Source organism: Pantoea phytostimulans (genome assembly GCF_046118715.1).
In the GTDB taxonomy this organism is placed as follows: Bacteria; Pseudomonadota; Gammaproteobacteria; order Enterobacterales; family Enterobacteriaceae; genus Pantoea; species Pantoea phytostimulans.
Map to the genome: position 1 here is coordinate 375,326 of NZ_CP173698.1, position 24,823 is coordinate 400,148.

General features: G+C 53.3%; 25 protein-coding genes and 1 riboswitch. Of the genes, 17 read left to right on the top strand and 8 right to left on the bottom strand.

Annotation, left to right across the window (positions count from 1 at the left end; translation table 11 throughout):
* Positions 1-55: 55 nt before the first annotated feature.
* A complete protein-coding gene (gene pgl / locus ACF2G4_RS01815) occupies positions 56-1,057 on the top strand; it encodes a 6-phosphogluconolactonase (protein ID WP_243078309.1) in 1,002 nt (333 codons plus the stop codon).
* Positions 1,058-1,239: 182 nt separating this feature from the next.
* Here the strand turns inward: pgl and ACF2G4_RS01820 are convergent, their stop codons facing one another.
* Positions 1,240-1,716: a kinase inhibitor gene (locus ACF2G4_RS01820; RefSeq protein ID WP_215847293.1), complete on the bottom strand. Its 477-nt coding sequence runs from the start codon at positions 1,714-1,716 to the stop codon at positions 1,240-1,242.
* A 75-nt stretch (positions 1,717-1,791) separates the two neighbouring features.
* Positions 1,792-3,084 carry an adenosylmethionine--8-amino-7-oxononanoate transaminase gene (gene bioA, locus ACF2G4_RS01825; RefSeq protein ID WP_409075416.1) on the bottom strand — a complete coding sequence of 431 codons (1,293 nt, stop codon included), beginning with the start codon at positions 3,082-3,084 and terminating at the stop codon, positions 1,792-1,794.
* Between the two features lie 86 nt (positions 3,085-3,170).
* Between bioA and bioB the strand changes: the two genes are divergently transcribed.
* From bioB to bioD, 4 genes are read left to right on the top strand one after another with little or no spacing between them, the layout of a single operon-like run.
* Positions 3,171-4,202: a biotin synthase BioB gene (gene bioB / locus ACF2G4_RS01830; protein WP_215847292.1), complete on the top strand. Its 1,032-nt coding sequence runs from the start codon at positions 3,171-3,173 to the stop codon at positions 4,200-4,202.
* On the top strand, positions 4,202-5,356 hold the full coding sequence (gene bioF, locus ACF2G4_RS01835) for an 8-amino-7-oxononanoate synthase (RefSeq protein ID WP_409075417.1): 1,155 nt from the start codon (positions 4,202-4,204) through the stop codon (positions 5,354-5,356). The genes bioB and bioF overlap by 1 nt, the downstream gene beginning before the upstream one ends.
* Complete coding sequence (bioC, locus tag ACF2G4_RS01840; protein WP_215847291.1) at positions 5,337-6,092, top strand: malonyl-ACP O-methyltransferase BioC; 756 nt, start codon at positions 5,337-5,339, stop codon at positions 6,090-6,092. The genes bioF and bioC overlap by 20 nt, the downstream gene beginning before the upstream one ends.
* Positions 6,089-6,760, top strand: coding sequence for a dethiobiotin synthase (gene bioD, locus ACF2G4_RS01845; protein WP_332627382.1), 672 nt, complete (start codon positions 6,089-6,091; stop codon positions 6,758-6,760). Before bioC ends, bioD begins: the two co-directional genes overlap by 4 nt.
* A gap of 1 nt (position 6,761) precedes the next feature.
* Here bioD and ACF2G4_RS01850 read toward each other — a convergent pair whose 3' ends face one another.
* Positions 6,762-7,484, bottom strand: coding sequence for an ABC transporter ATP-binding protein (locus tag ACF2G4_RS01850; RefSeq protein WP_215847289.1), 723 nt, complete (start codon positions 7,482-7,484; stop codon positions 6,762-6,764).
* Between the two features lie 900 nt (positions 7,485-8,384).
* Between ACF2G4_RS01850 and uvrB the strand changes: the two genes are divergently transcribed.
* A complete protein-coding gene (gene uvrB, locus ACF2G4_RS01855) occupies positions 8,385-10,406 on the top strand; it encodes an excinuclease ABC subunit UvrB (RefSeq protein ID WP_215847288.1) in 2,022 nt (673 codons plus the stop codon).
* Between the two features lies 1 nt (position 10,407).
* Here uvrB and yvcK read toward each other — a convergent pair whose 3' ends face one another.
* Positions 10,408-11,313, bottom strand: a complete 906-nt coding sequence (gene yvcK / locus ACF2G4_RS01860) for a uridine diphosphate-N-acetylglucosamine-binding protein YvcK (RefSeq protein ID WP_215847287.1) — start codon at positions 11,311-11,313, stop codon at positions 10,408-10,410.
* A 206-nt stretch (positions 11,314-11,519) separates the two neighbouring features.
* Positions 11,520-11,654, top strand: a riboswitch (molybdenum cofactor riboswitch).
* On the opposite strand from yvcK, the gene moaA reads away from it, so the two are divergent.
* From moaA to moaE, 5 genes are all read left to right on the top strand, one after another.
* A complete protein-coding gene (gene moaA / locus ACF2G4_RS01865) occupies positions 11,644-12,630 on the top strand; it encodes a GTP 3',8-cyclase MoaA (protein ID WP_243078304.1) in 987 nt (328 codons plus the stop codon). It overlaps the preceding riboswitch by 11 nt.
* A gap of 13 nt (positions 12,631-12,643) precedes the next feature.
* Positions 12,644-13,159: a molybdenum cofactor biosynthesis protein B gene (gene moaB / locus ACF2G4_RS01870; RefSeq protein ID WP_243078303.1), complete on the top strand. Its 516-nt coding sequence runs from the start codon at positions 12,644-12,646 to the stop codon at positions 13,157-13,159.
* Between the two features lie 2 nt (positions 13,160-13,161).
* Positions 13,162-13,644, top strand: coding sequence for a cyclic pyranopterin monophosphate synthase MoaC (gene moaC / locus ACF2G4_RS01875; protein ID WP_215847284.1), 483 nt, complete (start codon positions 13,162-13,164; stop codon positions 13,642-13,644).
* Entirely contained in the window at positions 13,641-13,886 is a 246-nt protein-coding gene (moaD, locus tag ACF2G4_RS01880) for a molybdopterin synthase sulfur carrier subunit (RefSeq protein WP_243078302.1), read from the top strand. The genes moaC and moaD overlap by 4 nt, the downstream gene beginning before the upstream one ends.
* Positions 13,887-14,339, top strand: coding sequence for a molybdopterin synthase catalytic subunit MoaE (gene moaE, locus ACF2G4_RS01885; RefSeq protein ID WP_243078301.1), 453 nt, complete (start codon positions 13,887-13,889; stop codon positions 14,337-14,339). It abuts the gene before it with no gap.
* On the opposite strand, the gene ACF2G4_RS01890 is transcribed toward moaE, so the two are convergent.
* On the bottom strand, positions 14,336-15,118 hold the full coding sequence (locus ACF2G4_RS01890; RefSeq protein WP_409075930.1) for an OBAP family protein: 783 nt from the start codon (positions 15,116-15,118) through the stop codon (positions 14,336-14,338). The two genes, moaE and ACF2G4_RS01890, sit on opposite strands and share 4 nt — an antisense overlap.
* A gap of 111 nt (positions 15,119-15,229) precedes the next feature.
* On the opposite strand from ACF2G4_RS01890, the gene ACF2G4_RS01895 reads away from it, so the two are divergent.
* On the top strand, positions 15,230-16,324 hold the full coding sequence (locus ACF2G4_RS01895) for a DUF1615 domain-containing protein (RefSeq protein WP_409075418.1): 1,095 nt from the start codon (positions 15,230-15,232) through the stop codon (positions 16,322-16,324).
* A gap of 96 nt (positions 16,325-16,420) precedes the next feature.
* Positions 16,421-17,128 (top strand): Bax inhibitor-1/YccA family protein, encoded by a 708-nt coding sequence (locus ACF2G4_RS01900; protein WP_215847280.1) that lies wholly within the window; start codon positions 16,421-16,423, stop codon positions 17,126-17,128.
* A gap of 267 nt (positions 17,129-17,395) precedes the next feature.
* Here ACF2G4_RS01900 and ACF2G4_RS01905 read toward each other — a convergent pair whose 3' ends face one another.
* Genes ACF2G4_RS01905 through ACF2G4_RS01915 form a run of 3 tightly spaced genes read right to left on the bottom strand, consistent with a single transcriptional unit; the run spans position 17,396 to position 20,366 of the window.
* Positions 17,396-18,364, bottom strand: coding sequence for a lysylphosphatidylglycerol synthase domain-containing protein (locus ACF2G4_RS01905; protein WP_409075419.1), 969 nt, complete (start codon positions 18,362-18,364; stop codon positions 17,396-17,398).
* Positions 18,364-19,608 carry a cardiolipin synthase ClsB gene (gene clsB, locus ACF2G4_RS01910; protein ID WP_215847279.1) on the bottom strand — a complete coding sequence of 415 codons (1,245 nt, stop codon included), beginning with the start codon at positions 19,606-19,608 and terminating at the stop codon, positions 18,364-18,366. The genes ACF2G4_RS01905 and clsB overlap by 1 nt, the downstream gene beginning before the upstream one ends.
* The gene (locus ACF2G4_RS01915) at positions 19,605-20,366 is read right to left on the bottom strand and encodes an endonuclease/exonuclease/phosphatase family protein (protein WP_215847278.1); all 762 of its coding nucleotides are present in this window, start codon (positions 20,364-20,366) and stop codon (positions 19,605-19,607) included. Before ACF2G4_RS01915 ends, clsB begins: the two co-directional genes overlap by 4 nt.
* A gap of 180 nt (positions 20,367-20,546) precedes the next feature.
* Between ACF2G4_RS01915 and ACF2G4_RS01920 the strand changes: the two genes are divergently transcribed.
* The 4 genes from ACF2G4_RS01920 (at position 20,547) to ACF2G4_RS01935 (ending at position 24,805) form a co-directional block, all read left to right on the top strand.
* Entirely contained in the window at positions 20,547-20,939 is a 393-nt protein-coding gene (locus ACF2G4_RS01920; RefSeq protein WP_215847277.1) for a YbhQ family protein, read from the top strand.
* A 280-nt stretch (positions 20,940-21,219) separates the two neighbouring features.
* Positions 21,220-22,587, top strand: coding sequence for an ATP-dependent RNA helicase RhlE (rhlE, locus tag ACF2G4_RS01925; protein WP_243078297.1), 1,368 nt, complete (start codon positions 21,220-21,222; stop codon positions 22,585-22,587).
* Between the two features lie 3 nt (positions 22,588-22,590).
* Positions 22,591-23,541 (top strand): tRNA dihydrouridine(16) synthase DusC, encoded by a 951-nt coding sequence (gene dusC / locus ACF2G4_RS01930; RefSeq protein WP_409075420.1) that lies wholly within the window; start codon positions 22,591-22,593, stop codon positions 23,539-23,541.
* Positions 23,542-23,614: 73 nt separating this feature from the next.
* Positions 23,615-24,805, top strand: coding sequence for an MFS transporter (locus ACF2G4_RS01935; RefSeq protein WP_409075421.1), 1,191 nt, complete (start codon positions 23,615-23,617; stop codon positions 24,803-24,805).
* Positions 24,806-24,823: the final 18 nt, after the last annotated feature.

Consider the following 24,823-nt stretch of genomic DNA (forward strand, 5'->3'; position numbering starts at 1 on the left):
AAAACGCGCTAAAGTGACCCACTGAAGATTAGCAGGCAGCGTAAAAGGAGAATACATGAAACAAGTTGTCTATACCGCCAGTCCCGAGAGTCAGCAGATTCACGTCTGGCAGTTAAATGAAGAGGGCGTATTGACTCTGCTTCAGGTGACGGATGTCGCCGGTCAGGTTCAGCCAATGGTGGTGAGTCCAAAAAAAGATTTTCTCTATGTTGGCGTACGGCCTAATTTCCGCGTTTTAGCCTTCCGCATTGCGGCTGACGGTACGTTGACCGAAGCGGGCCAGGCACCTTTGCCGGGTAGCCCAACGCATATTTCAACCGATCGCGCAGGCAATTTCCTGTTTTGCGGCTCGTACAATGACGAATGCGTTAGCGTTAGCCCCATTAATGCAGAGGGCATTCCTCAGGCACCTTCCCAGGTGATTAACGGCCTGGCCGGTTGCCACTCCGCCAATATCGATAATGCCAACCAAACGCTGTTTGTTCCTGCGCTGAAACAGGATCGCATTTGCCTGTTTGAACTGGGTGAAGAAGGTCAGCTAACGCCACGTAAGCAGGCGCAAGTCACTACGGTGGAAGGCGCAGGTCCACGTCATATGGTGTTCCATCCCAATGGCAATTACGCCTATTGTGTCAACGAGTTGGATAGCACAGTCGATGTCTGGGCGCTGAATAATGCACACGGTGAAGTCGCCCGCGTGCAAACTGTCGATTTGATGCCGCCAGGCTTCAATGGTACGCGCTGGGCTGCAGATATTCATTTAACCCCTAACGGCAAATACCTTTATGCCTGCGATCGCACCAGCAGCACGCTGGCGATATTTAGCGTGAGTGAAGATGGTGCAATCCTGGCGGTTGAAGGCTTCCAACCGACTGAAACGCAACCACGCGGTTTTAATATCGATAACAGCGGCAAGTATTTGGTCGCGGCAGGACAGAAATCTCACCATATCGAAATTTACAGCATTACCGAACCACAGGGTTTGCTGAAACCGTTAAGTCGTTATGCTGTAGGCCAAGGCCCAATGTGGGTTGTGATTCATCAGCTTGATGCTTAATTGATTGATAAAGCCCGCTTTCAAAGCGGGCTTTTTTTAAGTCATGTTTTCAGGCGTCAACAGGGCCTGGTCATCTTCTCTGACACCTTTGATAAACGAAAAAAGCGGGATGAAATCCTGCATCACATTTGCCTGCAAGTCTCATCCCGCTTTATTGCTTTAACTGTCAGCCTGACAACGCCTTACGAATAGATCACTGTAATGGTTGCGCTAGCCAGCGCATGAAAATGCACATTAAAGCCGACCATGGCACCGCTCGCCCCTTCATCGACCTCGAGCTTGTCCACGTCCAAAGCATGTACGCTGAAAATATAACGATGACTTTCGCCCTGCGGCGGTGCTGCGCCACCGTAACCTGCCTGGCCGAAATCGGTACGCGTTTGAATGGCACCCGTCGGTAAGGCTGCTACACCCGAACCTGCGCCTTGTGGCAGCGAAGTTGTGCTGGCAGGAATATTAGCTACTCCCCAATGCCACCAGCCAGAACCGGTTGGCGCATCAGGATCGTAGCAGGTCACCACGAAGCTTTTGGTGCCTTCGGGCGCATCTTCCCACGCGAGATGGGGTGACACGTTCTCGCCTTGATAACCCATGCCATTGAAGACATGCTTCTCTGGCATTTTGTCGCCGTCATTGAAATCCTGGCTAAATACTCGCATTACATCTCCTTTGGTTGTCGAGGAATCACGCTTCATCTTAACCAAAAGCGCAACACTTTCAGAGCGTAGGCTGCTTTATGACTTAAAATGCAGAGGATGCTCAAGCGCAGCGCCAATCGATTGAACCAGTTTTTTCAACGCGGCTGGCGCAATGATGTAAGGCGGCATTAGATAAATCAGGCGCCCAAACGGACGGATCCACACGCCTTGCGAAACGAAAAAGTGCTGCAAAGCGGCCATATTCACAGGGGAATGCGTCTCCACCACACCAATGGCACCCAACACACGAACCTCCGCAACCTGCGGCGAAGCGCGCAGCGGTAGCAGTTGCTCACGCAGTTGCTGTTCGATAGTAGCCACCTGCGTTTGCCAATCGCCTTCCTGCAAAAGCGCCAAACTTTCCACCGCCACCGCACAGGCAAGCGGATTGCCCATAAAGGTTGGCCCATGCATAAAGCAACCCGCCGGGCTGCGGCTGATGGTGTCGGCCACTTCCCGCGTGGTGAGCGTTGCGGCCAGCGTCAGGGTGCCGCCGGTCAGCGCTTTGCCAACACACAAGATATCTGGCGCAATCCCGGCATGTTCACAGGCAAAAAGTTTACCGGTACGACCAAAGCCGGTCGCGATTTCATCCGCTATCAGCAACACGCCATAGCGATCGCAACATTCCCGCACGCGTTGCAAATAGCGTGGATGATAGAAGCGCATCCCCCCTGCGCCCTGCACGATAGGTTCAAGAATGACAGCGGCTAACTGGTGATGATGTTGTTCCATCAGGCGGGAAAAATCATCAAAGTCACGCTCATCCCAGATGTCATCAAAGCCACAAGCCGGAGCGGCAGCGAAGAGATGCTCAGGAAGATAACCGCGCCACAAACTGTGCATGGAGTTATCGGGATCGCAGACCGACATCGCAGCAGACGTATCGCCGTGATAACCGCGCTTCAACGTCAAAAATGTTTGCCGCGTTTCACCACGGCCCAGCCAGTATTGCAGCGCCATTTTCATCGACACTTCAACGGCAACTGAACCGGAATCGGCAAGGAACACACACTCCAGCGCGGCGGGCGTCATCTCTACCAGTTTGCGGCATAACGCAACGGCTGAAGGGTGTGTAATGCCACCAAACATGACATGCGACATTTGCGACATTTGCTGCTGCAGCGCCTGATTCAAGCGAGGATGGTTATAGCCGTGAATGGCGGCCCACCACGACGACATGCCATCCACGAGTTGGCGGCCATCCGCCAGTTGCAGTTGATAACCTTGCGCCGCCACCACCGGATAACAGGGCAACGGATCCAGCATTGAAGTGTAAGGATGCCAAATATGCTGACGGTCAAACTCAATGTCGCTTTGGGTGAACATGGGTATTGTAAACCAAAAATAAAAAATATAGTTTACAAGTATAACCACGTTAATCGTCGGGATGACACCCTTTTTTGGAGCAAGCAATGGCACAACGTTGGACAATCGCACAGGCACAAGCGCTGTTTGATAAACCTTTTCTCGAGTTAATGTTTGAAGCGCAGCAGGTGCATCGTCAGCACTTTGACCCGCGCCAGGTGCAGGTCAGCACCTTGTTATCTATCAAAACCGGCGCCTGCCCGGAAGATTGCAAATATTGTCCGCAAAGCGCGCGCTACAAAACCGGCCTTGAGTCGGAACGCCTGATGGAAGTGGACGACGTGTTGATTTCTGCCCGCAAAGCCAAAGCGGCGGGTTCAAGCCGTTTTTGCATGGGCGCAGCGTGGAAAAACCCCAACGATCGCGACATGCCTTACCTCGAAAAAATGGTTGAAGGCGTCAAGGCGATGGGCATGGAAACCTGCATGACGCTTGGCACGCTCAGCGAGGCGCAAGCACAGCGTCTTGCTGGCGCGGGATTAGATTTTTACAACCACAATCTCGACACTTCACCCGAATTCTACGGCAGCATTATCACCACGCGCAGCTATCAGGAACGTCTCGATACGCTGGGAAAAGTGCGTGACGCGGGCATTAAAGTTTGCTCCGGCGGCATTGTCGGATTAGGCGAAACGATTAACGATCGTGCGGGTTTGCTGGTGCAGCTGGCGAATTTACCTACGCCACCAGAAAGCGTGCCCATCAACATGCTGGTGAAAGTGAAAGGCACGCCGATGGCCGATAACGATGATGTTGAGCCGTTTGATTTTATCCGCACCATTGCGGTAGCGCGCATCATGATGCCGAGCTCGCATGTGCGTCTTTCTGCCGGTCGTGAACAGATGAGTGAGCAAACGCAGGCGATGTGTTTTATGGCTGGCGCGAACTCCATTTTCTACGGTTGCAAACTGTTGACCACGCCAAACCCAGAAGAAGACAAAGACATGCTGCTGTTTCGCAAACTGGGCCTGAACCCGGAGCATACGCACACGCAAAATGGCGATAATGAACAGCAGCAGCAGTTAAGCGAGCAGCTATTCAATGCTGACACTGAACAGTTTTACAACGCGGCGGTGTAATGAGTTGGCAGCATCGTATTACGCAGGCGCTGGCGCAGCGGCGAGCCGCTGATGGCTGGCGTCAGCGGCATATCACTGAAGAGAACCACACTCGCTCGCTGACGCTAGCGGGCAAGCGCTATCGCCATTTTTCCAGTAACGATTATCTCGGATTGAGTCAGCATCCGGCGGTAATCGCAGGCTGGCAGCGAGGCGCTGACATCGCAGGCGCAGGCGCAGGCGCATCCAGTCACGTCACCGGTTTTAACCGTCTGCACGCCGATTTAGAGGCGCAGCTCGCAGACTGGCTGGGCTACTCGCGCGCGCTGCTGTTTATCTCTGGTTTTGCCGCTAATCAGGCGGTGATCCATCTGCTGGCGGAAAAAAACGACCGTATCCTTGCCGACAAACTGGCGCATGCGTCGCTGCTTGACGCCGCAAGCCACAGTCCGGCGCAGCTGCGGCGTTTCAGCCATAACGATTCGCACAGCCTCGCAACACGCTTAGCGGTGCCATGTGAAGGTGAAACGCTGGTCGTGACCGAAGGCATTTTCAGCATGGATGGCGACAGCGCCCCCTTGCGCGATATTGCCGATCAGACTCGCCGCGCTGAAGGATGGCTGCTGGTGGATGATGCGCATGGCATTGGCGTGGTAGGAGAGCAAGGGCGCGGCAGCTGCTGGCAGCAAGCCGTGAAGCCAGAGCTGCTGGTAGTGACGTTTGGTAAAGCCTTTGGCGTCAGCGGCGCAGCGCTGCTGTGTGATGACGCTATTGCCGACTATTTTCTGCAATTCTCACGTCACCTGATTTACTCAACCGCCATGCCACCCGCGCAAGCTTGCGCGTTGCAGGCGGCGCTGCAGCAGATTCAACAGGGCGATGCATTACGTCAGCGGCTTTACGCCAACATTCAACGTTTTCGTGCTGGTGCCGCTTCATTGCCCTGGAAGCTCATGCAATCAGAAAGTGCCATCCAGCCGTTGATTGTTGGCGGCAACGCCGAGGCGATGGCGTTATCAAAAACGTTGGCTGATGCTGGTTGCTGGGTTAGCGCGATTCGACCACCGACCGTGCCGCCAGGCACCGCGCGCTTGCGTATTACCTTGACTGCGGCGCACACGCCGGAAGATATCGATCTGTTACTGGAGGCGCTGCATGACGCTGCAGGTAGATAAACGCGCCGTGGCTCGCGCCTTTGGGCGTGCTGCGCTGCATTACGATCGCCACGCCGAGCTGCAACGTTTAAGCGGCGACGCCTTGCTGGCACTAGCCCCGGCGCAAACCGGTGACAAGCTGTTAGATGCAGGATGTGGAACGGGCTGGTATAGCCGCACCTGGCGGCAGCGCGGCAAGCAGGTCACGGCGCTGGATTTGTCACCACAAATGCTGCAACAGGCGCGCGCGAATAACGTAGCGCAACACTATTTAGCGGGCGATATTGATGCTTTACCTTTCGCCAATGCCAGCATGGACGTGGTGTGGAGCAATTTAGTGGTGCAGTGGAGTGACAATTTGCGTGCAGCGCTGCACCAGTTCAAACGCGTTTTACGCCCTGAAGGCTGCTTGCTGTTTTCCACGTTGAGCGCGGGATCGCTGCATGAGGTGCATCAAGCGTGGTCGCACATTGATGATGTCGCCCACGCTAACCGCTTCCTGAGTGAGCAGGAGATTACTGCCGCCTGCGTTGAGCAGGGATTACATTGTCAGGCGCAGGTGATCACAATGCATTTTCCTGATGCGCTTAGCGCGATGCGTTCATTAAAAGGCATCGGTGCAACGCATCTGCATGCAGGGCGAGAAGGCCATTTATTAACCCGTCAGCGTCTGGCACAGCTAGAAAAACACTGGCCACAAGACGCGCAGGGATTTCGCATGAGTTACCATTTGATGTATGGAGTAAGCCCATCATGAAACGCTGGTTTATCACTGGCACCGACACTGAGGTTGGTAAAACGGTTGCCAGCAGCGCATTGCTGCAGGCCGCGAACAGCGCAGGTTATCGTACTGCGGGCTACAAACCGGTGGCCTCGGGCTGCGAAATCACCGCTGAAGGCATTCGCAACAGCGATGCACTGGCTTTACAGCGCTATAGCAGCGTGACGTTGGATTATCAGCAGATCAATCCGTTGGCGTTTGTCGAACCCACTTCACCGCATATCATCAGCGCAGACGAGGGCCGGCCCATTGAATTCAGCACCTTGTCGGCTGGACTGCGCGATCTGGAACCGTTGGCAGAATGGATTTTGATCGAAGGCGCGGGCGGTTGGTATACGCCGCTGTCAGAACGCGATACTTACGCCGATTGGGTAACGTCGGAACAGTTACCGGTGATTTTAGTCGTCGGTGTGAAACTGGGCTGTATCAACCACGCAATGCTGACAGCCGATGCCATTCAGGCGCGCGGACTGCGTCTGGCGGGCTGGATCGCCAACACCGTCGTACCGCCAGGAAAACGCCATCAGGAATACCTTGCCACCCTAAAACAGCGCTTACCGGCACCGTGCCTCGGTGAAATTCCCTATCTCACCGACATCGCTCAACACGCTGATTGCGGCGCTTATTTGACCCTGCCTGAGTAAATTACGCTACCGTCAGCCATTTGTTGACGGTACTGTCATCCAGTTGGGCGACTTTTCCTTGCGCCACATTGCGTCCGCGATGCAGCAGGAAAAAGTAATCGGCTACACGTCGAATCAGTGACACGCGCTGCTCCAGCAGCAATATGGTCATGCCATAATCCAGATTGAGGCGGCGAATCAAATTGCCCATTTCCTCTTCGAGCCAAGGCGACATACCGTCGCTGGGTTCGTCCAGAATCAAAAGCTTAGGCTGTAAAACCAGTGCGCGCGCCAGCGCAAGCTGCTGTTGCTGATCGATGGGAAGATCGCCGCTGCGCTGTTGGCGTAAGGAATAGAGTGCCGGAAAGAGGTCGAAAACCATTTCCGGAATGGCGCGATGGCGATCCGTCTGCGCCGCACCAGCCAACAGGCCAATCAATAAATTATCTTCAACACTCATCTGCGTAAAAATATGGCGACCTTGCGGCACGTAACCGATCCCTCTGCGCGCACGCTGTTCAGCCGGCTGTAGCAGAAGATTCTCCGGCGGCGCGCCATTCTCCTGCCAAAATATTGAGCCGCTATTGATCGGCAGCTTACCCATGATGCAGTTAACTAACGTGGTTTTGCCCATGCCGGGACGACCCAAAACACCGGTGCAGGTGCCGGGCGGCAGATCGAGATCCACATCCCACAAGATGTGATTTTGACCGTAAAACTGATTCACCGAACGTAAACTCAGCATCTGACACACTCCTTCCAGATAATTAGCCTGAATGCTTCCGCTCTTTGTCGTCTGGCAAACAAGTCATCAACGATGGCGTTAACGCCATTGCCGCACAGTGCGCCGGTTGGCGCTGTGATACGTACTGGAATGAGTACTGCAATTACCAGGCCAAATTCCTAAAAAAGCCTAATTTAGCGTACTGGACGGGAAAAAGCGCAGCAAAATATGAGCAATGCTTAACAATTGCTCGGGGTGATAAAAGGCATGCACATTAACGGTGCGGAATGCTTAACGTTGCTGGTGCATCTGTACATTTAGAAGGCATAGAGTCTGATTAAGAATGGCCCTTGGCCCGCGCTTCGGATGCATAATTTTTACGCTAAGGCTCCAAAAGCATAGTTAATACATGAGGGAAAGTGGTGAAATTAAATCGAAAAAAAAATATTTTTAGCAGGGAACTAATGCGGGAAAAAATTATACACAGCCTATGGCGATTGGGCTGCCCTCAGTTATCCACCATTCCTGTGGATAACCTTGTGCATTAGCTCATGAAAACAGGTTAGAAGCGAGGAAATACGCGGCTTGCTTACATTGTGATGAGAAACTGGGCTTTTCTGCATAAACAATATAAATCAATGAATTAGTAAAAAACAAGCCTAAGGATTATCTGCCAGTTAATCAAACTGTAATTTTATGACGCTCTATTGACAAATGTTAAAATCAAGCTCTGCTTGGGGATAACCTTGCGCAACAAGAATTAACGTTGCGGGCTATCAATCTTGTTAATACGGCGCAGCGGGGTTCTCCATAACTGTGCATCATTACTGTTTTTATATCCAGTATTTATTTCTGGCAAAATCACCATAGCAGAGTAAAATGATTGCCTGCCCGCCGACTTCTTCAGCAGGAACCGCATTCATGAGTAAAGCCTTTAAATTGAACTCCGCTTTCAAACCTTCTGGCGATCAGCCCGAAGCGATTCGCCGTCTGGAAGAGGGGCTTGAGGATGGATTGGCCCATCAAACGCTGTTAGGCGTAACCGGCTCGGGGAAAACGTTCACCGTGGCCAACGTCATTGCCGATCTCAATCGTCCCACCATGGTGCTGGCACCTAACAAAACGCTGGCGGCGCAGCTGTATGGTGAAATGAAAGAGTTTTTCCCCGATAACGCCGTGGAATTCTTCGTCTCTTATTACGATTATTATCAGCCAGAAGCTTATGTTCCCAGCTCCGATACCTTTATTGAAAAGGACGCCTCGGTAAACGAACACATTGAGCAGATGCGTCTCTCCGCGACCAAAGCGCTGTTGGAACGCCGCGATGTCATTGTGGTGGCTTCGGTGTCAGCCATTTATGGTTTGGGCGATCCTGATCTCTATTTAAAAATGATGCTGCATCTGACGCGCGGCATGATCATCGATCAGCGCAGCATTTTGCGTCGCCTGTCAGAGCTGCAATATGCGCGTAACGATCAGGCTTTCCAGCGCGGTACGTTCCGCGTGCGCGGCGAAGTGATCGACATCTTCCCGGCAGAGTCGGATGATATTGCGTTGCGTGTTGAGCTGTTTGATGAAGAGGTAGAGCGGCTGTCACTGTTTGATCCGCTGACCGGCCAAGTGGAATCGGTGATCCCGCGCTTCACGATTTACCCTAAAACGCACTACGTCACCCCACGCGAGCGCATTGTGCAGGCGATGGAAGAGATCAAAGTCGAGCTGGCCGATCGTCGGAAAAATTTGCTGGAAAACAACAAACTGTTGGAAGAGCAGCGCATTACGCAGCGTACTCAATTTGATCTCGAGATGATGGGTGAACTGGGTTATTGCTCTGGTATCGAAAACTACTCGCGCTATCTTTCGGGACGCGGGCCAGGCGAAGCGCCACCGACCTTATTTGATTACTTACCGGCAGATGGCCTGCTGGTGGTGGATGAATCGCACGTTACCATTCCGCAAATTGGCGGTATGTATAAAGGCGACCGGGCGCGTAAAGAGACGTTAGTGGAATACGGTTTCCGTCTGCCGTCGGCGCTGGATAACCGCCCAATGAAGTTTGAAGAGTTTGAGTCGCTGGCGCCCCAGACGATTTATGTTTCGGCGACGCCGGGTAAATATGAGCTGGAAAAATCGGGCACTGAAGTGATCGATCAGTTGGTGCGTCCCACCGGGTTACTGGATCCGATCCTCGAAGTACGTCCCGTTGGGACACAGGTTGACGATTTGTTATCAGAAATCCGTCAGCGCGTGGCAGTCAAAGAGCGTGTGCTGGTGACGGTGTTAACCAAACGCATGGCGGAAGATCTCACCGAATACCTCGAAGAGCACGGTGAAAGGGTGCGTTATCTCCACTCGGACATCGATACGGTTGAACGTATGGAGATCATCCGTGATTTGCGTCTGGGCGAGTTTGATGTGCTGGTCGGTATCAACCTGCTTCGTGAAGGCCTGGATATGCCAGAAGTGTCGCTGGTGGCGATTCTGGACGCCGATAAAGAGGGGTTCCTGCGTTCTGAACGCTCGCTGATTCAGACTATAGGACGTGCGGCGCGTAACATTAACGGCAAAGCAATTCTCTACGGCGATAAAATCACGCCATCAATGGCGCGGGCTATTGAGGAAACCGAGCGCCGCCGCGAGAAGCAGCGACTGTACAACGAGGAAAATGGCATTGTGCCGCAGGGCCTGAATAAGAAGATTACCGATATTCTGGAACTGGGTAACAACGTGGCGAAAGTGCGCGGCAAAGGTAAGTCGACCCGCAAAGGCGCCGCTGATGCCGAAGCTGATTACCTGTCATTGACGCCACAGGCGTTGCAGAAAAAGATTCATGAACTGGAAGGGCAGATGCAGCAGCATGCGCAGAACCTGGAGTTCGAACAGGCAGCCAACGTGCGCGATCAGCTGCATGAACTGCGCACGCTGTTTATTGCGGCATCGTAGCTCAGTTAAATCCCTGAATCGCGTGTTCCAACGCGACGCGTAGCAGCTGGCGGTCGTGACGATATTTAATGTCGGCGGCTTCCAGCGGTTCACGCACGATCAACCGATTTTCGACGTTGCTGATATCTGCGGCTGGGCTCACCACAATGGCATCGATTACTCGCTTGCCAATATAGCGCTCCATCATTTCTAACTTATCAGCGACGGTCAGATTAGCGGCTGCGGGGCTAAGTTCTCGTCCCAGGTTGCCGATAAACACCATGGTGGCTGGCGTGCGGCGCAACGCCTGTGCCATCTCATCCATTAACAAAATGGGCATCAGACTGGTATAGAAACTGCCGGGACCAATCAGGATCAGATCAGCTTCAGCAATGGCTTCCAACGCTTCACGCGTGGGTTGCACGTTGGGATGCAGCATCATCTCTTGCGGCGGTTGCTTCATCTCATCAATATCGGTTTCGCCGTAAACCATGTTGCCTTCGCTATCGAGCGCCACCAAATCAACCGGCTGCTCGGACATCGGAATGAGAAACGCATCAACCTTTAATAAATTGCGAATGATATTGATGGCTTCTAACGGGCGAACGCTAAGGTGATCCAGCGCTCTCAACATCAGATTACCTAAATTGTGTCCCGCCAGTTCACCATTGCCAGAAAAGCGATATTCAAACATGGCTGAAGCGACACTGGGTTCAGCAATGAGCTGGTTTAAACAGTTGCGCATGTCGCCCCATGCAATGCCGCCTTCTGAGCGACGAATACGTCCGGTTGATCCGCCGTTATCGGTGGTGGTGACAATGCCGGTCAGGCGAGAACCGAGCGGTGACAGCGCTGACATCACGCGTCCCAATCCATGTCCGCCGCCTAAAGCCACGACGCGATCGAGATCGGCCAGTGTTCGATTCATACTTCTCCTTAAAACGCGCCCAGATTATGGCTCTTTTAAGCGCAAGTCCGGGCAGGGATGACATACAGCAAATTCTGCGGCGTATTTTAACGTATCCTGCTGCGAAAATGCGGTGAAAATTCGCTATATCATCAAATATATAGCGAAAACAGCCGGTGGAATCGTGTGAAATTTCGCGCTACCATCATACTAACCGCGTTGATCATAAGGTCAACGTACACTCTAGCCTGAGTGCCTAAGTCGCAAGATAGGGGATTCAGGCCGTAGCCTTCGCGCTGCCAGGGTGCAGAAAGAAATGACTGCATCTCCCGAATTTGGAAAGGTGTCCAGGTGTCACAATTTACTGATGCATTTGAGCGCAAGTTTTACTACTTGCGCTTATCGGTCACGGATGTGTGTAACTTCCGTTGTACCTATTGTCTGCCGGACGGCTACAAACCGCACGGCATCCGCAACAAAAGTTTTCTCTCGCTGGATGAAATTCGCCGCGTCACGCGTGCGTTTGCTGCTGCAGGCACTGAAAAAGTGCGTCTGACAGGCGGCGAGCCCTCGCTGCGCCGTGATTTCACGGACATCATTGCTGCAGTGCGTGAAAACGCCTCAATACGCCATATTGCGGTTACCACCAATGGTTATCGCCTGGCGCGCGACGTCAAACAGTGGCGCGACGCCGGTTTGACCGCGCTCAACGTCAGCGTCGACAGCCTGGATGCCCGCCAGTTTCATGCTATTACCGGCCAGGATAAGTTTCATCAGGTCATGGCAGGCATTGATGCCGCCTTTGACGCTGGCTTTCAGCAGGTCAAAGTCAACAGCGTGCTGATGCGCGATATCAACAGTCATAATCTGATGACCTTCCTGGAATGGATTCGTACCCGTCCAATTCAACTGCGTTTCATCGAACTGATGGAAACGGGCGAAGGCGGCGCGCTTTTCCGCCAGCAACACGTTTCCGGCGAAGTGATTCGCGATCAGTTGATCGCGCAGGGTTGGCAGCGCCGCTTAAGCGGGCGCAGCGATGGCCCGGCGCAGGTGTTTTATCACCCTGATTACGTCGGTGAGATCGGTTTGATCATGCCTTATTCCAAAGATTTTTGTGCCAGCTGCAACCGTCTGCGCGTCTCTGCACAGGGAAATCTGCATCTTTGCTTGTTCGGCGACGGCGGCCTTCCGCTGCGAGATTTGCTCGCTTCGGATGATCAGCAACAGGAACTGCAGGCGCGCATCGCCAGCAGTCTGGGTAAGAAAAAACAGACACATTTTCTGCATCAGGGCAATACGGGTATTACGCAGAACCTGTCCTACATTGGCGGATAATTAAGGAGCAATCATGGGTAAACCAACCAGCGAATTCCAACCGGTGCAAATTGCGCTGCTCACCGTTTCGGACAGCCGCGAAGCCAGTAATGATACGTCCGGTGATTATCTGCGTGAAGCTGCCCGCGAAGCCGGACACAGCGTGATTGACCACGCCATCGTCCCCGACAATCTCTACCGCATTCGCGCCATCGTCTCACGCTGGATTGCCAGTGAAGATATTCAGGTGGTGATTATCAATGGCGGCACCGGTTTCAATCTAAAGAACAGCACGCCAGAAGCGCTGCTGCCGCTGTTTGACCGTGAAATCAGTGGATTCGGTGAGTTGTTCCGCATGATTTCCTATGAAGAAATTGGCAGTTCTACGCTGCAATCAAGGGCTGTTGCTGGCCTGGCGAATCAAACGCTGATTTTTGCCGTGCCTGGCTCAACCAATGCTTGCCGCAGCGCGTGGGAACGCATTATTGCCGATCAGCTGGATGCGCGTACGCGTCCGTGTAATTTCGTTTCACATTTGAAGAAACTGTAAGCATGTCACAACTCACACACATAAACGCCGCAGGCGAAGCGCACATGGTGGATGTCTCAGCCAAAGCGGAAACAGTGCGCGAAGCACAGGCTGAAGCGCTGGTGCTGATGAAGCCCGAAACGCTGCAAATGATTGTTGAAGGCAGCCACCACAAAGGTGATGTTTTTGCTACTGCACGCATTGCGGGCATTCAGGCCGCTAAGCGTACCTGGGAGCTGATACCGCTTTGCCATCCGCTGATGCTGAGCAAGGTTGAAGTCAATTTGGTTGCAGAGCCAGAATTCAATCGCGTGCGCATAACCTCGCTGTGCCGTTTGAGCGGTAAAACCGGCGTTGAGATGGAAGCGTTGACCGCTGCTTCGGTGGCGGCGCTGACCATTTACGACATGTGCAAAGCGGTGCAGAAGGATATCGTTATCGATCAACTGCGCTTACTGAGCAAAAGCGGCGGCAAATCGGGTGATTTTCAGGCAGGTGAAGCATGATCAAAGTGCTGTTTTTTGCCCAAGTGCGCGAATTAATCGGCACCAGCGAACTTGAGATAACAACCGACTATCCTGATGTCGCAGCATTACGCAGCGCGCTGACAGAACAGGGCGACCGCTGGGCGCTGGCGTTAGAGTCCGGCAAGCTGCTGGCTGCGGTCAATCAAACCCTGGTGCCAATGACGCATCCGCTGCGTGCGGGCGATGAAGTGGCCTTCTTTCCACCGGTAACGGGAGGATAGATGGAAACGCAAATTCGTGTTGGCCATGCGCCTTTTGACATGGCTGAAGAGTATCGCTGGCTGGCGGCACGTCACGAAGATGGCGCGGTAGTGACGTTCACCGGCAAAGTGCGCAATCACAATTTAGGGGACAACGTTGCGGCGTTGACGCTGGAGCATTATCCCGGCATGACCGAGAAAGCATTGCAGGACATTGTCGATGATGCGCGCCAGCGCTGGCCGTTACAGCGTGTAACGGTGATACATCGTATTGGAGAGCTGTTTCCCGGCGATGAAATCGTGTTTGTCGGCGTTACCAGCGCACACCGCAGCAGCGCCTTTGCCGCTGCGGAGTTTGTGATGGATTACTTAAAAACCCGTGCGCCGTTTTGGAAGCGCGAAGCCACCGATGACGGCGATCGCTGGGTGGATGCGCGTGACAGCGATCATCAGTCAGCCCAGCGCTGGGATTAAGGTTTTTTAAGCTGCTCGGCGGGCGCGAAGTGCGTTTCGCCATGGGCATGCTCACCGCCGCCGGTAACACGCTTCAACTGAATAACCTGACCTTGTTCCCAGGCATTTGCACCGGGTACCACGGGATGCGTCACAATATCGGCGCGCTCAGCACGGATTTTTTTACTGTCCACATCAAAGCGCTTATCGCGATCGGCCAACAGACGAGAATCGAGTTGGCCGTCAGCCGTAAAGCCCATCATCAACGCCGGAATGCCCATCGGTAAGTTTTTATCGCGATCGGTGTGCCAGGTATGCCAGGTTTTCCCGTAGGTATTAGCGATGCGTTTCATCAACGCATGATCGGCCGTAGCCGGTAAACCTGGCGCAATCAATGAACCCGATTTCACTTCATATTGATGGCTGTGCCACAGCTTCTTCTCTTCCGGTGGTAGCGTTTTATACAGCCGCTCGCTGATAATGTATTCCACGCCCATGAGTTTTGCGTCGCGTGTATTGCCGTCGTAAATCACCGCCTGCATCACATCTTCGTTTAACACCGTAACGTAGTGATGCGCTTCCATCTGACCATTTTGATCACCATTGTAAAAATGAAACCCATCAAGGTAGGCGCTGATAGCGTCAATAGGTGGGCGGGATTGCAAGGCATCCGCGCCGGTTTCCAGCACTTTAAGGGAAGGGGACGTAGGTGCGCCCGGCGCGTTGACGTTGGCCGGAGAATTATTGCCGCCACAACCGACTAATAACAGGGTAAGCGCAGCGAGAGGTAAGATTTTCAACATGTTCCATCCTTTTAACCTTAAAAAGATAAAAGTAGTTCAGAAAATCGCACCTGCCGTCTATTGCGTTGCAATGATAAGGTAGTCGTTTGGTTTCTTCCGAGGACAGGTATGTCATCTCCATCTCTTTTGCAACGGCTGACGCTGGTTGCTGTGTTAGTGCTGGCGGGCTGTAGCACTAAAAAAGAACCGCAAGCGCCGGTTCGTCAACCCGCTGATGTTAAGGCACAAATTCAAAAGCTCCTGCCCGCACAGGTGAGCAATAAAGCGGGCTGGGCTGATGACATTTACACTTCATTCCGTACTCAACAGATCGATCCCAGCGCCAGTAATTTGTGCTCAGTGATTGCCGTTGCCGCTCAGGAATCTAATTTCAGTGCTGAAGCGGCGGTGTCAGGCTTACCTAAAATTGCCTGGGGCGAAATTGATCGCCGCGCCGCTAAAGTGCATGTTCCGGCGTTTGTCGTGCGGACGGCGCTGATGATTAAATCATCCAACGGCGAAAGTTACGCTGCACGACTGGATAAAGTACGCAGTGAAAAAGAGTTGAGCGCTATTTTTGATGATTTCATTGATATGGTGCCGATGGGGCAAAAACTGTTTGGCAACCTCAATCCGATTCATACTGGCGGACCGATGCAGGTCAGCATCGACTTTGCCGAAGCGCATGCCGAAGGGTATCCGTGGCCGGTTGACGGCTCCATTCGTCGCGAAGTCTTTACCCGCCACGGCGGCATGTATTTCGGCATCATGCATCTGCTGGGTTATCCGGCGGATTACAGTCAGCCGCTTTATCGCTTTGCAGATTTCAACGCGGGATGGTACGCGAGTCGTAACGCTGCTTTCCAGGCTGCCGTAGCACGCGCAACGGGTATGAAACTGGCGCTGGATGGCGATTTAATTCTTTACGGTTCTGAAAAAGCGGGCTCCACTGAATTAGCCGTGCGGACGCTGGCGAAGCGGATTGATATGAGTAACAGCGAAATTCGCGATGATTTAGAAAAAGGTGAAAAGGCAGATTTTAGCGACAGCGATCTCTGGAAACAGGTGTTCACGCTGGCCGATAAAATGGCAGGCCGCCGCGTGCCGCGTGAAATGTTGCCAGGCATCAAGCTGGAAAGCCCTAAAATTACCCGTAATCTCACCACGGCGTGGTTTGCACAGCGTGTCGATAGCCGCTATCAGCAGTGCATGTCGCGCCGTTAACGTCTGCGTTGTGGCACAGTTGAGCTGAGCTGTGCCACACTTAGCGAGGCCCCATTTCGCGGGGTGTGTCCAAATCCGATTAACAAGAGGTGCATCATGGACCGATATCCACGTAATGATTCAATTGTTCAGCCTGCAACCCGCGGGCTGCAGGCCTATATGGCGCAGGTTTATGGCTGGATGACGTGCGGATTGCTGCTTACCGCGTTTGTCTCCTGGTTTGCTGCGCGTACGCCAGCGTTGATGGAGCTGGTGTTTGCTAACCGCATCACCTTCTTTGGCTTGATCATCGCGCAGCTGGCACTGGTATTTTTCCTGTCTGGCATGGTTCATCGCCTGAGCGGCGCGGTCGCAACCGGCCTGTTTATGCTCTATTCGGCGCTAACCGGTTTGACGATGGCGAGTATTTTCCTGGTTTATACCTATTCGTCGATTGCCAGCACCTTCTTTGTCACCGCCGGCATGTTTGGCGCGATGAGCTTCTACGGCTACACCACCAAACGCGATCTCAGCGGTTTTGGTAGTTTGCTGTTTATGGCGTTGATCGGCATCGTATTAGCATCGCTGGTAAACTTCTGGCTGAAAAGCCCGGCGTTGATGTGGGCGATTACCTACATTGGTGTGGTGGTGTTTGTGGGATTAACCGCCTATGACACACAGAAATTGAAAAACATCGGTGAGCAGATTGATGTGCGTGACACAGAGAATCTGCGTCGTTATTCAATCATGGGCGCGCTGACCTTGTATCTCGACTTCATCAACCTGTTCCTGATGCTGCTGAGAATTTTTGGCAACCGCCGCTGATTTTTGCAGAGAGTGTTAATTTCGGTTTGACGTTGATTGTTCCCCGTCCCGACCTTCCCCCATGTTACTAGGGGAAGGAGACGCTGCCCCATGTGCGTAACGCGCATTTATGCAGGCGCCGAGCTAACATAAAGCAGCGTCTTCTATGCAGGCTCCGGGCTGACATAAGGCAGCGTCTTCCTCCCCCACGCGTGGGGGAGGAGCGAGGTGGGGGATAGCCAGCACAATCTCAAACCCGGCCAGTACCCTTCAAAAAGCCGTACAACCTCACGATGAATTCTGCAACTTCTTCTCATTCTTCTCGCGAAGATGCTTCGCCCGGCTTTCAAGCAACAGATAAAGCACCAGCGCCAGCAGCAGCGGCAAAATAAAGTAGAGCACGCGATAAGCCAGCAGCGCGGCAATAATAGCGCCATGCGTGGTGTGTTGACCGCTCAATAACGCCAGGAACACCGCCTCAAGCACGCCAATGCCTGCAGGAATATGAATAATCACGCCTGCGATACTGCTGATTAACAATACGCCCAGCACCATCGGATAACCGACATCCCGGCCCAGCAGCAGCCAAATGATGGTGCCCATTACCATCCAGTTGGCACAGGAAACCACAAACTGTAGCACCGCCATGCGCAGCGATGGCAGTTGCAATGTCTGGCCTTTAATTGTCCAGCGACGGCGTTTGGAAAAGGCGCAGGCCCAAAGATAAATCAGCACTACCACCAGTAAAACGGCACCAATCAACCGCAGCGTTGTTTCACCAATAAACCAGCCTTCGGGGATCGACACCATGCCCGCCGTGAACACGATGCCTGCCAGCAAAATATAACCCAGCCAGTTGGTGGCGATGCTAATCGAGAAAATACGCGTAATGGTGCCGCTGTCTAAACCCAAACGTGAATAGAGGCGATAGCGCATCGCCACACCGCCCACCCACGTGCTCAGCGTCAAATTGAACGCATAACAGATGAATGAGACCAGCATCACCTGGCGCTTCGCCAGCTTATGACCACAGTAAGCGCGACCAATCAAGTCATAACAACCGTAAGTGAGATAACTCACCACGACCAAACCGGCAGCGATTAACACCACAAAACGGTTGTAGTTAACGATCACTTCATAGACATCTTCCCAGTTCACTTTACGTGCGTAGACCACCAACAGCACAATCACCGCAATAAAGAAGAGCCCGGTCAGTATTTTTTTCGCCAGTTGCCAGCGCGGATGCTTTTTCGCCATCAGGACTTCGCTCCTTCGTTATCTGTTTCAACCCGATCTTGCGTCTCCATCGACGGTTGCACCGGCGGATCAACTTGAGCCAGAAGTGGCGTATGGGCAGGTAGCCAACCGGCAATGGCCGGGAAATGGCGCAGGAAGTGAAACACAATCACGCCTTTGGTGAGATTCCACCAGTTGCGTGGCGGCAATTTATCGTCCTGTACGCGCTGGCAATCTTCCGCCAGCAAATGCTCCAGATTATCGCGCAGCGTCTGGTTAAACTGGCGATCGTGAATGATTAAGTTCGCTTCCAGATTGAGTGACAAACTCAGCGGATCAAGATTACTCGAGCCGAGCGTTGACCATTGCTGATCCTTTACGGCGATCTTGCCGTGCAGCGGACGGCGGATATATTCATAAACTTCAACGCCTGCATCCACCAGATAGTTGTAAAGCATCTCCGCGCCCACTTTCACAATCGGCATATCCGGTGCGCCTTGTACAATCAACCTGACACGTACGCCACGCTGGGCCGCATTACGCATCTCGCGCAGTAAACGGTAGCCAGGGAAGAAGTAGGCGTTGGCAATGATCACATCCTCTTTGGCGTCACGCAGCATGTCGAGATAGTGCATTTCGATGTCGTCGCGGTGATCGTCGTTATCGCGGTAAACAAACAACACCTGTGCATCACCCGGCGTGGCATTTTTTGCCGGACGATGCGAGCGTGAACCCCACCAGCGACGCGTGGTTTGTTCGCTGCCCATGGCGCTTTCTACATAACGGGTAATATCCGCTACCACCGGGCCTTTCACTTCCACCGCATAATCCTGCTTGGCTTCGGGGCCATAATCGGTGTTGTGTTCAGCGGAAAAATTGATGCCCCCAACGAAAGCGATCACATCATCAATCACCACGATTTTACGGTGTAACCGACGGAAGACATTGGTGCGCATACCCATTACCAGCGGGCGCGGATCGTAGTAAATAAAGCGCACGCCCGCGCCGGTCAGGCTGTTAACAAACGCATCGGAGAGATCGGGCGAGCCGTAGCCGTCCACCATCACTTCGATTTTTACGCCGCGTTTAGCCGCTGCCAGTAATTCACGGTGCAGCGCTTTGCCCACCTCATCTTCAAACAGAATAAATGTTTCAAGCATGAGCGTGCGCTCGGCACGCTGAATAGCGCCGAATACGCGAGGGAAAAATTCGTCGCCGTTTTCCAGCAGACGCAGCTTATTACCGTCTTGCCAATGAAAATTCATAGATGAATCTCCACGGCTAGCGGCGCATGATCGGAAAGATGTGACCAGGGTTTGCGCGGAAGCAACCAGGGATGACTCACGGTCGCATTGCGCACGTAAATGCGATCCAGGCGTAACACTGGGAAGCGTGCCGGGAAGGTACGCGCTGGGCGACCCGTTGTCATACTGAACACCTCCTTCAGACCTGCGCCATGTTTTAAGATTTTATTGGCACGATGCTGCCAGTCGTTAAAGTCACCCGCTACCACCAGCGGTGCGTCCGCTGGCAGCGAAGCGATCATCTCGCACATCATTTTCATTTGTGCGTGGCGATGCGCCTCTTTTAACCCCAAATGCACGCAAATAACGTGCAGCGTGCCGTGCGGTTCTGGCAGGGCAACTTTGCAGTGCAACATGCCGCGGTTTTCACTGCCGGCAACGGAGATGTCCCGGTTTTCATATTCAAGAATCGGGAAGCGGGATAAAACGGCGTTGCCATGATGTCCTTCGGGATAAACCGCATTGCGCCCGTAGGCGAAATCGTTCCACATGGTATCGGCAAGAAATTCGTAATGAGGTGTGTCTGGCCAGTTTTCATGGTGTAAAGGGTGGATGTCATGCGTACCCATTACCTCTTGCAAGAAGACCACATCGGCTGACGTTGCACGTACAGCTTCTCGCAGTTCCGGCAGGATAAAGCGGCGGTTGAAAGGGGCGAAACCCTTGTGTGTATTGATCGTCAGGACTTTAAATGAAAATCCTTGCTTGTTTTGTGGCATACTCGCGACGCACTCCTTTTCATCATCAATTGGATCAAAGTGTAGTCTTTGTCACAAACAGATGGTGAAGAAGGGCGATATTTAGGGCGTTATCCGAAATTTGCTTTACATTGAGGAAACACGTCACCGGCCTTTGCCGGTTGCACTTGGGCGACCTCTGAGGTTCGCCAGGAGAAGAAAATGAAATGGTCTAATCGTATTCAAATTACCACGGGTCAAACGTATGCGCATATCGCGCTGCACCTGTTGATAATTGTGGCGCTGGTCTGGGGCTGGAAACACAGAGCACTGGTTGAAGTGTGCAGTACCCTGGTGGCGGCTTATGTGGCGGTGTTTATCGCCATGCTGGTCACGCAGCGTAGTGCTCGTTTACGCACTTTGGGTGATTACCTTGAAGAAGCGACCACCACTTACTACTTTGGCGCGGCAATGATGACGCTGTTCCTGGTGTCCCGCATTTTCCATAACAATCTGCTGTTGGCCTGTCTGGGCCTGGTGATGTTAGTGGGACCGGCGCTGGTGTCGCTGCTGGCGAAAGAGCCGACGCGGCGCATCGAGAAAAAACGTAGCTAAGTTAAAGGCCACCGCAAGGTGGCCTTTTTGTTTCCGCTCTCATCGTTGTTGTTTTAAATCACGTTTGCCATTCTTTCATCTCACCTCACCGAAAAATCCATTCAGCAATTTCTGTCAGGAAATGTGAGCTATCTCGCGCCTTTGTATTAAAGCTGCTACACTCGCCCGCTTACGCATCGTAGTTTGCGCCCTTTTCACGCGTCAGCACCAGCTGGCGTCACTATCCCTCTGAAAACTACACCGTGAATCACGGTCAGAGCGGACCGGAGTACAACACTTAATGTCTTTTGACTCTCTCGGCCTGAGTGCCGATATTTTGCGCGCGGTCGCTGAACAAGGCTACAGCGAACCCACTCCTATTCAGCGCCAGGCGATTCCTGTGGTGCTGGCAGGCCGCGATCTGCTGGCAAGTGCCCAGACCGGCACCGGCAAAACGGCCGGATTTACGTTGCCGTTATTGCAAAAGCTCAGTGCTAAAACAGGCGCCGTGCGTGGCCGTCGTCCGGTTCGCGCCCTGATTTTGACCCCAACCCGTGAACTGGCCGCACAGGTTGGTGAAAACGTTAGCGAATACAGCAAGTATTTGCCGCTGCGTTCGCTAGTGGTATTTGGCGGCGTGAGCATTAATCCACAGATGTTGAAGCTGCGTGGCGGCGTCGATATCCTGGTTGCTACGCCAGGCCGTCTGCTGGATCTGGTCCATCAGAACGCGGTTGACCTGTCACAGGTTGAAGTGCTGGTACTGGACGAAGCAGACCGCATGCTGGATATGGGCTTCATCCACGACATTCGTCGCGTGTTGGCAAAACTGCCCGCCAAGCGTCAAAACTTGCTGTTCTCTGCCACCTTCTCTGACGAGATCAAAGGTCTGGCGGAAAAACTGCTGCATAATCCAGAAGAGGTTGCAGTGGCGCGCCGCAACACGGCGTCTGAACAGGTTTCTCAGCAAGTTTATTTTGTTGATAAGAAGCGTAAGCGCGAACTGCTGTCCCAGCTGATCGGCGAAGGCAACTGGCAGCAGGTGTTGGTCTTTACCCGTACCAAACACGGTGCTAACCATTTGGCTGAACTGCTCGGCAAAGATGGCATCACAGCCGCAGCGATTCACGGTAACAAAAGTCAGGGCGCGCGTACTCGTGCACTGGCTGACTTCAAATCGGGTGGCATTCGTGTGCTGGTGGCCACAGACATCGCTGCGCGTGGCCTGGATATTGAAGAGCTGCCGCACGTCGTTAACTACGAGCTGCCAAACGTTGCTGAAGATTACGTACACCGTATCGGCCGTACCGGTCGTGCAGCCGCAACCGGTGCCGCACTGTCGCTGGTCTGCGTAGATGAGCACAAACTGCTGCGTGATATTGAGCGTATGCTGAAGCGTGAAATTCCACGCGTAGCGATGGCTGGTTACGAGCCCGATCCAAGCATTAAAGCTGAACCGATCCAGAATGGTCGCCAGCAGCAGCAAACGCGCGGCGGCGGCGGTGGCCGTGGTCGCGGCCCAGGCGGTTCATCTTCTTCAGCGCCTCGCTCTTCGGGTGACAAACGTGCACCACAGCCGCGTCGTCAGGGACCAGCGTCAACCACGCATGGCGATAAGCCTGCGCATCCACGTCGTCCTGCCGCTGCGAAGCGTACCGGGAACGTCTAAGCGATGAGGGTTTTACTGGCGCCGATGGAAGGCGTGCTTGATTCGCTGGTTCGCCAGTTGCTGTCGGAAGTGAACGACTACGATTTATGCATCACTGAGTTTTTGCGCGTAGTTGATCAGTTGCTGCCGGTAAAATCCTTTTATCGTCTTTGCCCCGAGCTGCAAAATGCCAGCCGCACGCCATCCGGTACGCGGGTGCGTTTGCAGCTGCTGGGGCAATATCCTGAATGGCTCGCTGAGAATGCCGCGCGTGCGGCAGAACTCGGTTCCTGGGGCGTTGACCTCAACTGCGGTTGTCCTTCCAAATTAGTGAACGGCAGCGGTGGCGGAGCCACATTACTCAAAGATCCCGAATTGATTTATCGCGGTGCTAAAGCGATGCGTGAAGCCGTTCCCGCAGACTTGCCGGTGACGGTAAAAGTGCGCCTTGGCTGGGATTCCAGTGCGCGCAGCATGGAAATTGCTGATGCAGTGCAACAGGCTGGAGCCAGCGAGCTGGCGGTGCACGGTCGTACTAAAGAGGACGGTTATCGCGCCGAAGCGATCAACTGGCAGGCGATTGGCGAAATACGTCAGCGACTGCGCATTCCTGTTATCGCCAACGGTGAAATTTGGGACTGGCAAAGCGCGCAAGACTGCTTACGAATAACGGGTTGTGATGCGGTAATGCTGGGTCGCGGTGCGCTCAATGTGCCCAATCTGAGTCGGGTTGTGAAATATAACGAAGCGCCAATGCCGTGGCCGGATGTCGTTGCGTTGCTGCAAAAATATACCCGCCTGGAAAAGCAGGGCGACACCGGACTTTATCATGTCGCACGCATCAAACAGTGGCTCGGCTACCTGCGCAAAGCTTATCGCGAAGCGGACGGATTATTCAGCGAAATCCGTGCGTTAAAAATCTCGAGTGACATTGCTTTAGCGATTGATCGTCATGCGGCTGTTCACGGCTTGTGATAAAAAAGCAGGCGACTGGTTAGCATGCTAAGGGTATGATGGACGATATTTCCACCTCTATTAAAAGCCTGCTATGTCTGACGTCGCTGTATTGAGTAACAGCCAACTCAACAAACGTATTCTCTCCGTCATCATCTTCACCTTCTTTTGTTACCTTTCTGTCGGTCTGCCGCTGGCGGTGCTGCCCGGTTTTGTTAAAAATCAGCTGGGGTTTAGCGCGTTTATCGCCGGATTAATCATCAGTTTGCAATACTTTGCGACCTTACTCAGCCGTCCGCAATCGGGCATTCTTGCCGATCGCCTCGGGCCAAAACGCGTGGTGATGCTGGGATTGATCTGCTGTGGCATGAGCGGCGTGCTTACCATTCTGGCAGCGCTTATGAGTCATTCACCGATGCTCAGTTTGGGCCTGCTGGCACTGGGGCGCTTGTTCCTTGGCGTAGGTGAAAGCTTCAGCAGCACCGGTTCAACTTTGTGGGGCATGAACGTCGTTGGGCCATTGCAAACGGCGCGCGTTATCTCATGGAATGGTGTTGCAACCTATCTGGCCATGGCAATTGGTGCTCCGCTGGGTGTGATGCTCAATAATTGGTTTGGCATGAGCGGTTTTGCCGGATTGATTGCTTTAATGGGCATTGGCGGTTATTTGCTGGCGAGTAGTAAACCTGCGGTTAGCGTGAGCGTCGGTGAACGTACGCCTTTCCATCGCGTCTTTTCGCGTGTCTGGTTATACGGCATGGCGCTGGGTTTTGGCACCATCGGTTTTGGTGTTATCGCCACCTTTATTACGCTCTATTTTGCCAGCCGAGACTGGAGTGGCGCAGCTTTGGCGCTGTCGGTATTCAGCCTGGGTTTTGTGATGGTGCGTTTGGGTTTTGGCCGTTACATCACGCGTTTTGGCGGCTTAAAGGTGTCGCTCGGCTCTTTTCTGCTGGAATGTTTGGGCTTGATTATCATCTGGCAAGCCGACAGTGCAATGGTCGTAGGGTTCGGCGCCTTTCTTACCGGCTGCGGCTTCTCGTTGATCTTCCCGGCTCTGGGCGTTGAAGCCGTAAAACAGGTTCAGCGGCAGGATCAGGGTGCTGCATTGGGTACCTATTCAGCTTTTCTGGATTTAGGGCTGGGATTAACCGGTCCGGTGGCGGGATTGTTTATCAGCCATTGGGGCATGCAATCAGTCTATCTGGCAGCCGCAATGATGGTGCTGGGTGCAATGCTGATGACGTTACGGCTGCATTTGCGACGTTCGCGTCAGAGCCAATAAGCGTTGCGCGGTATTATG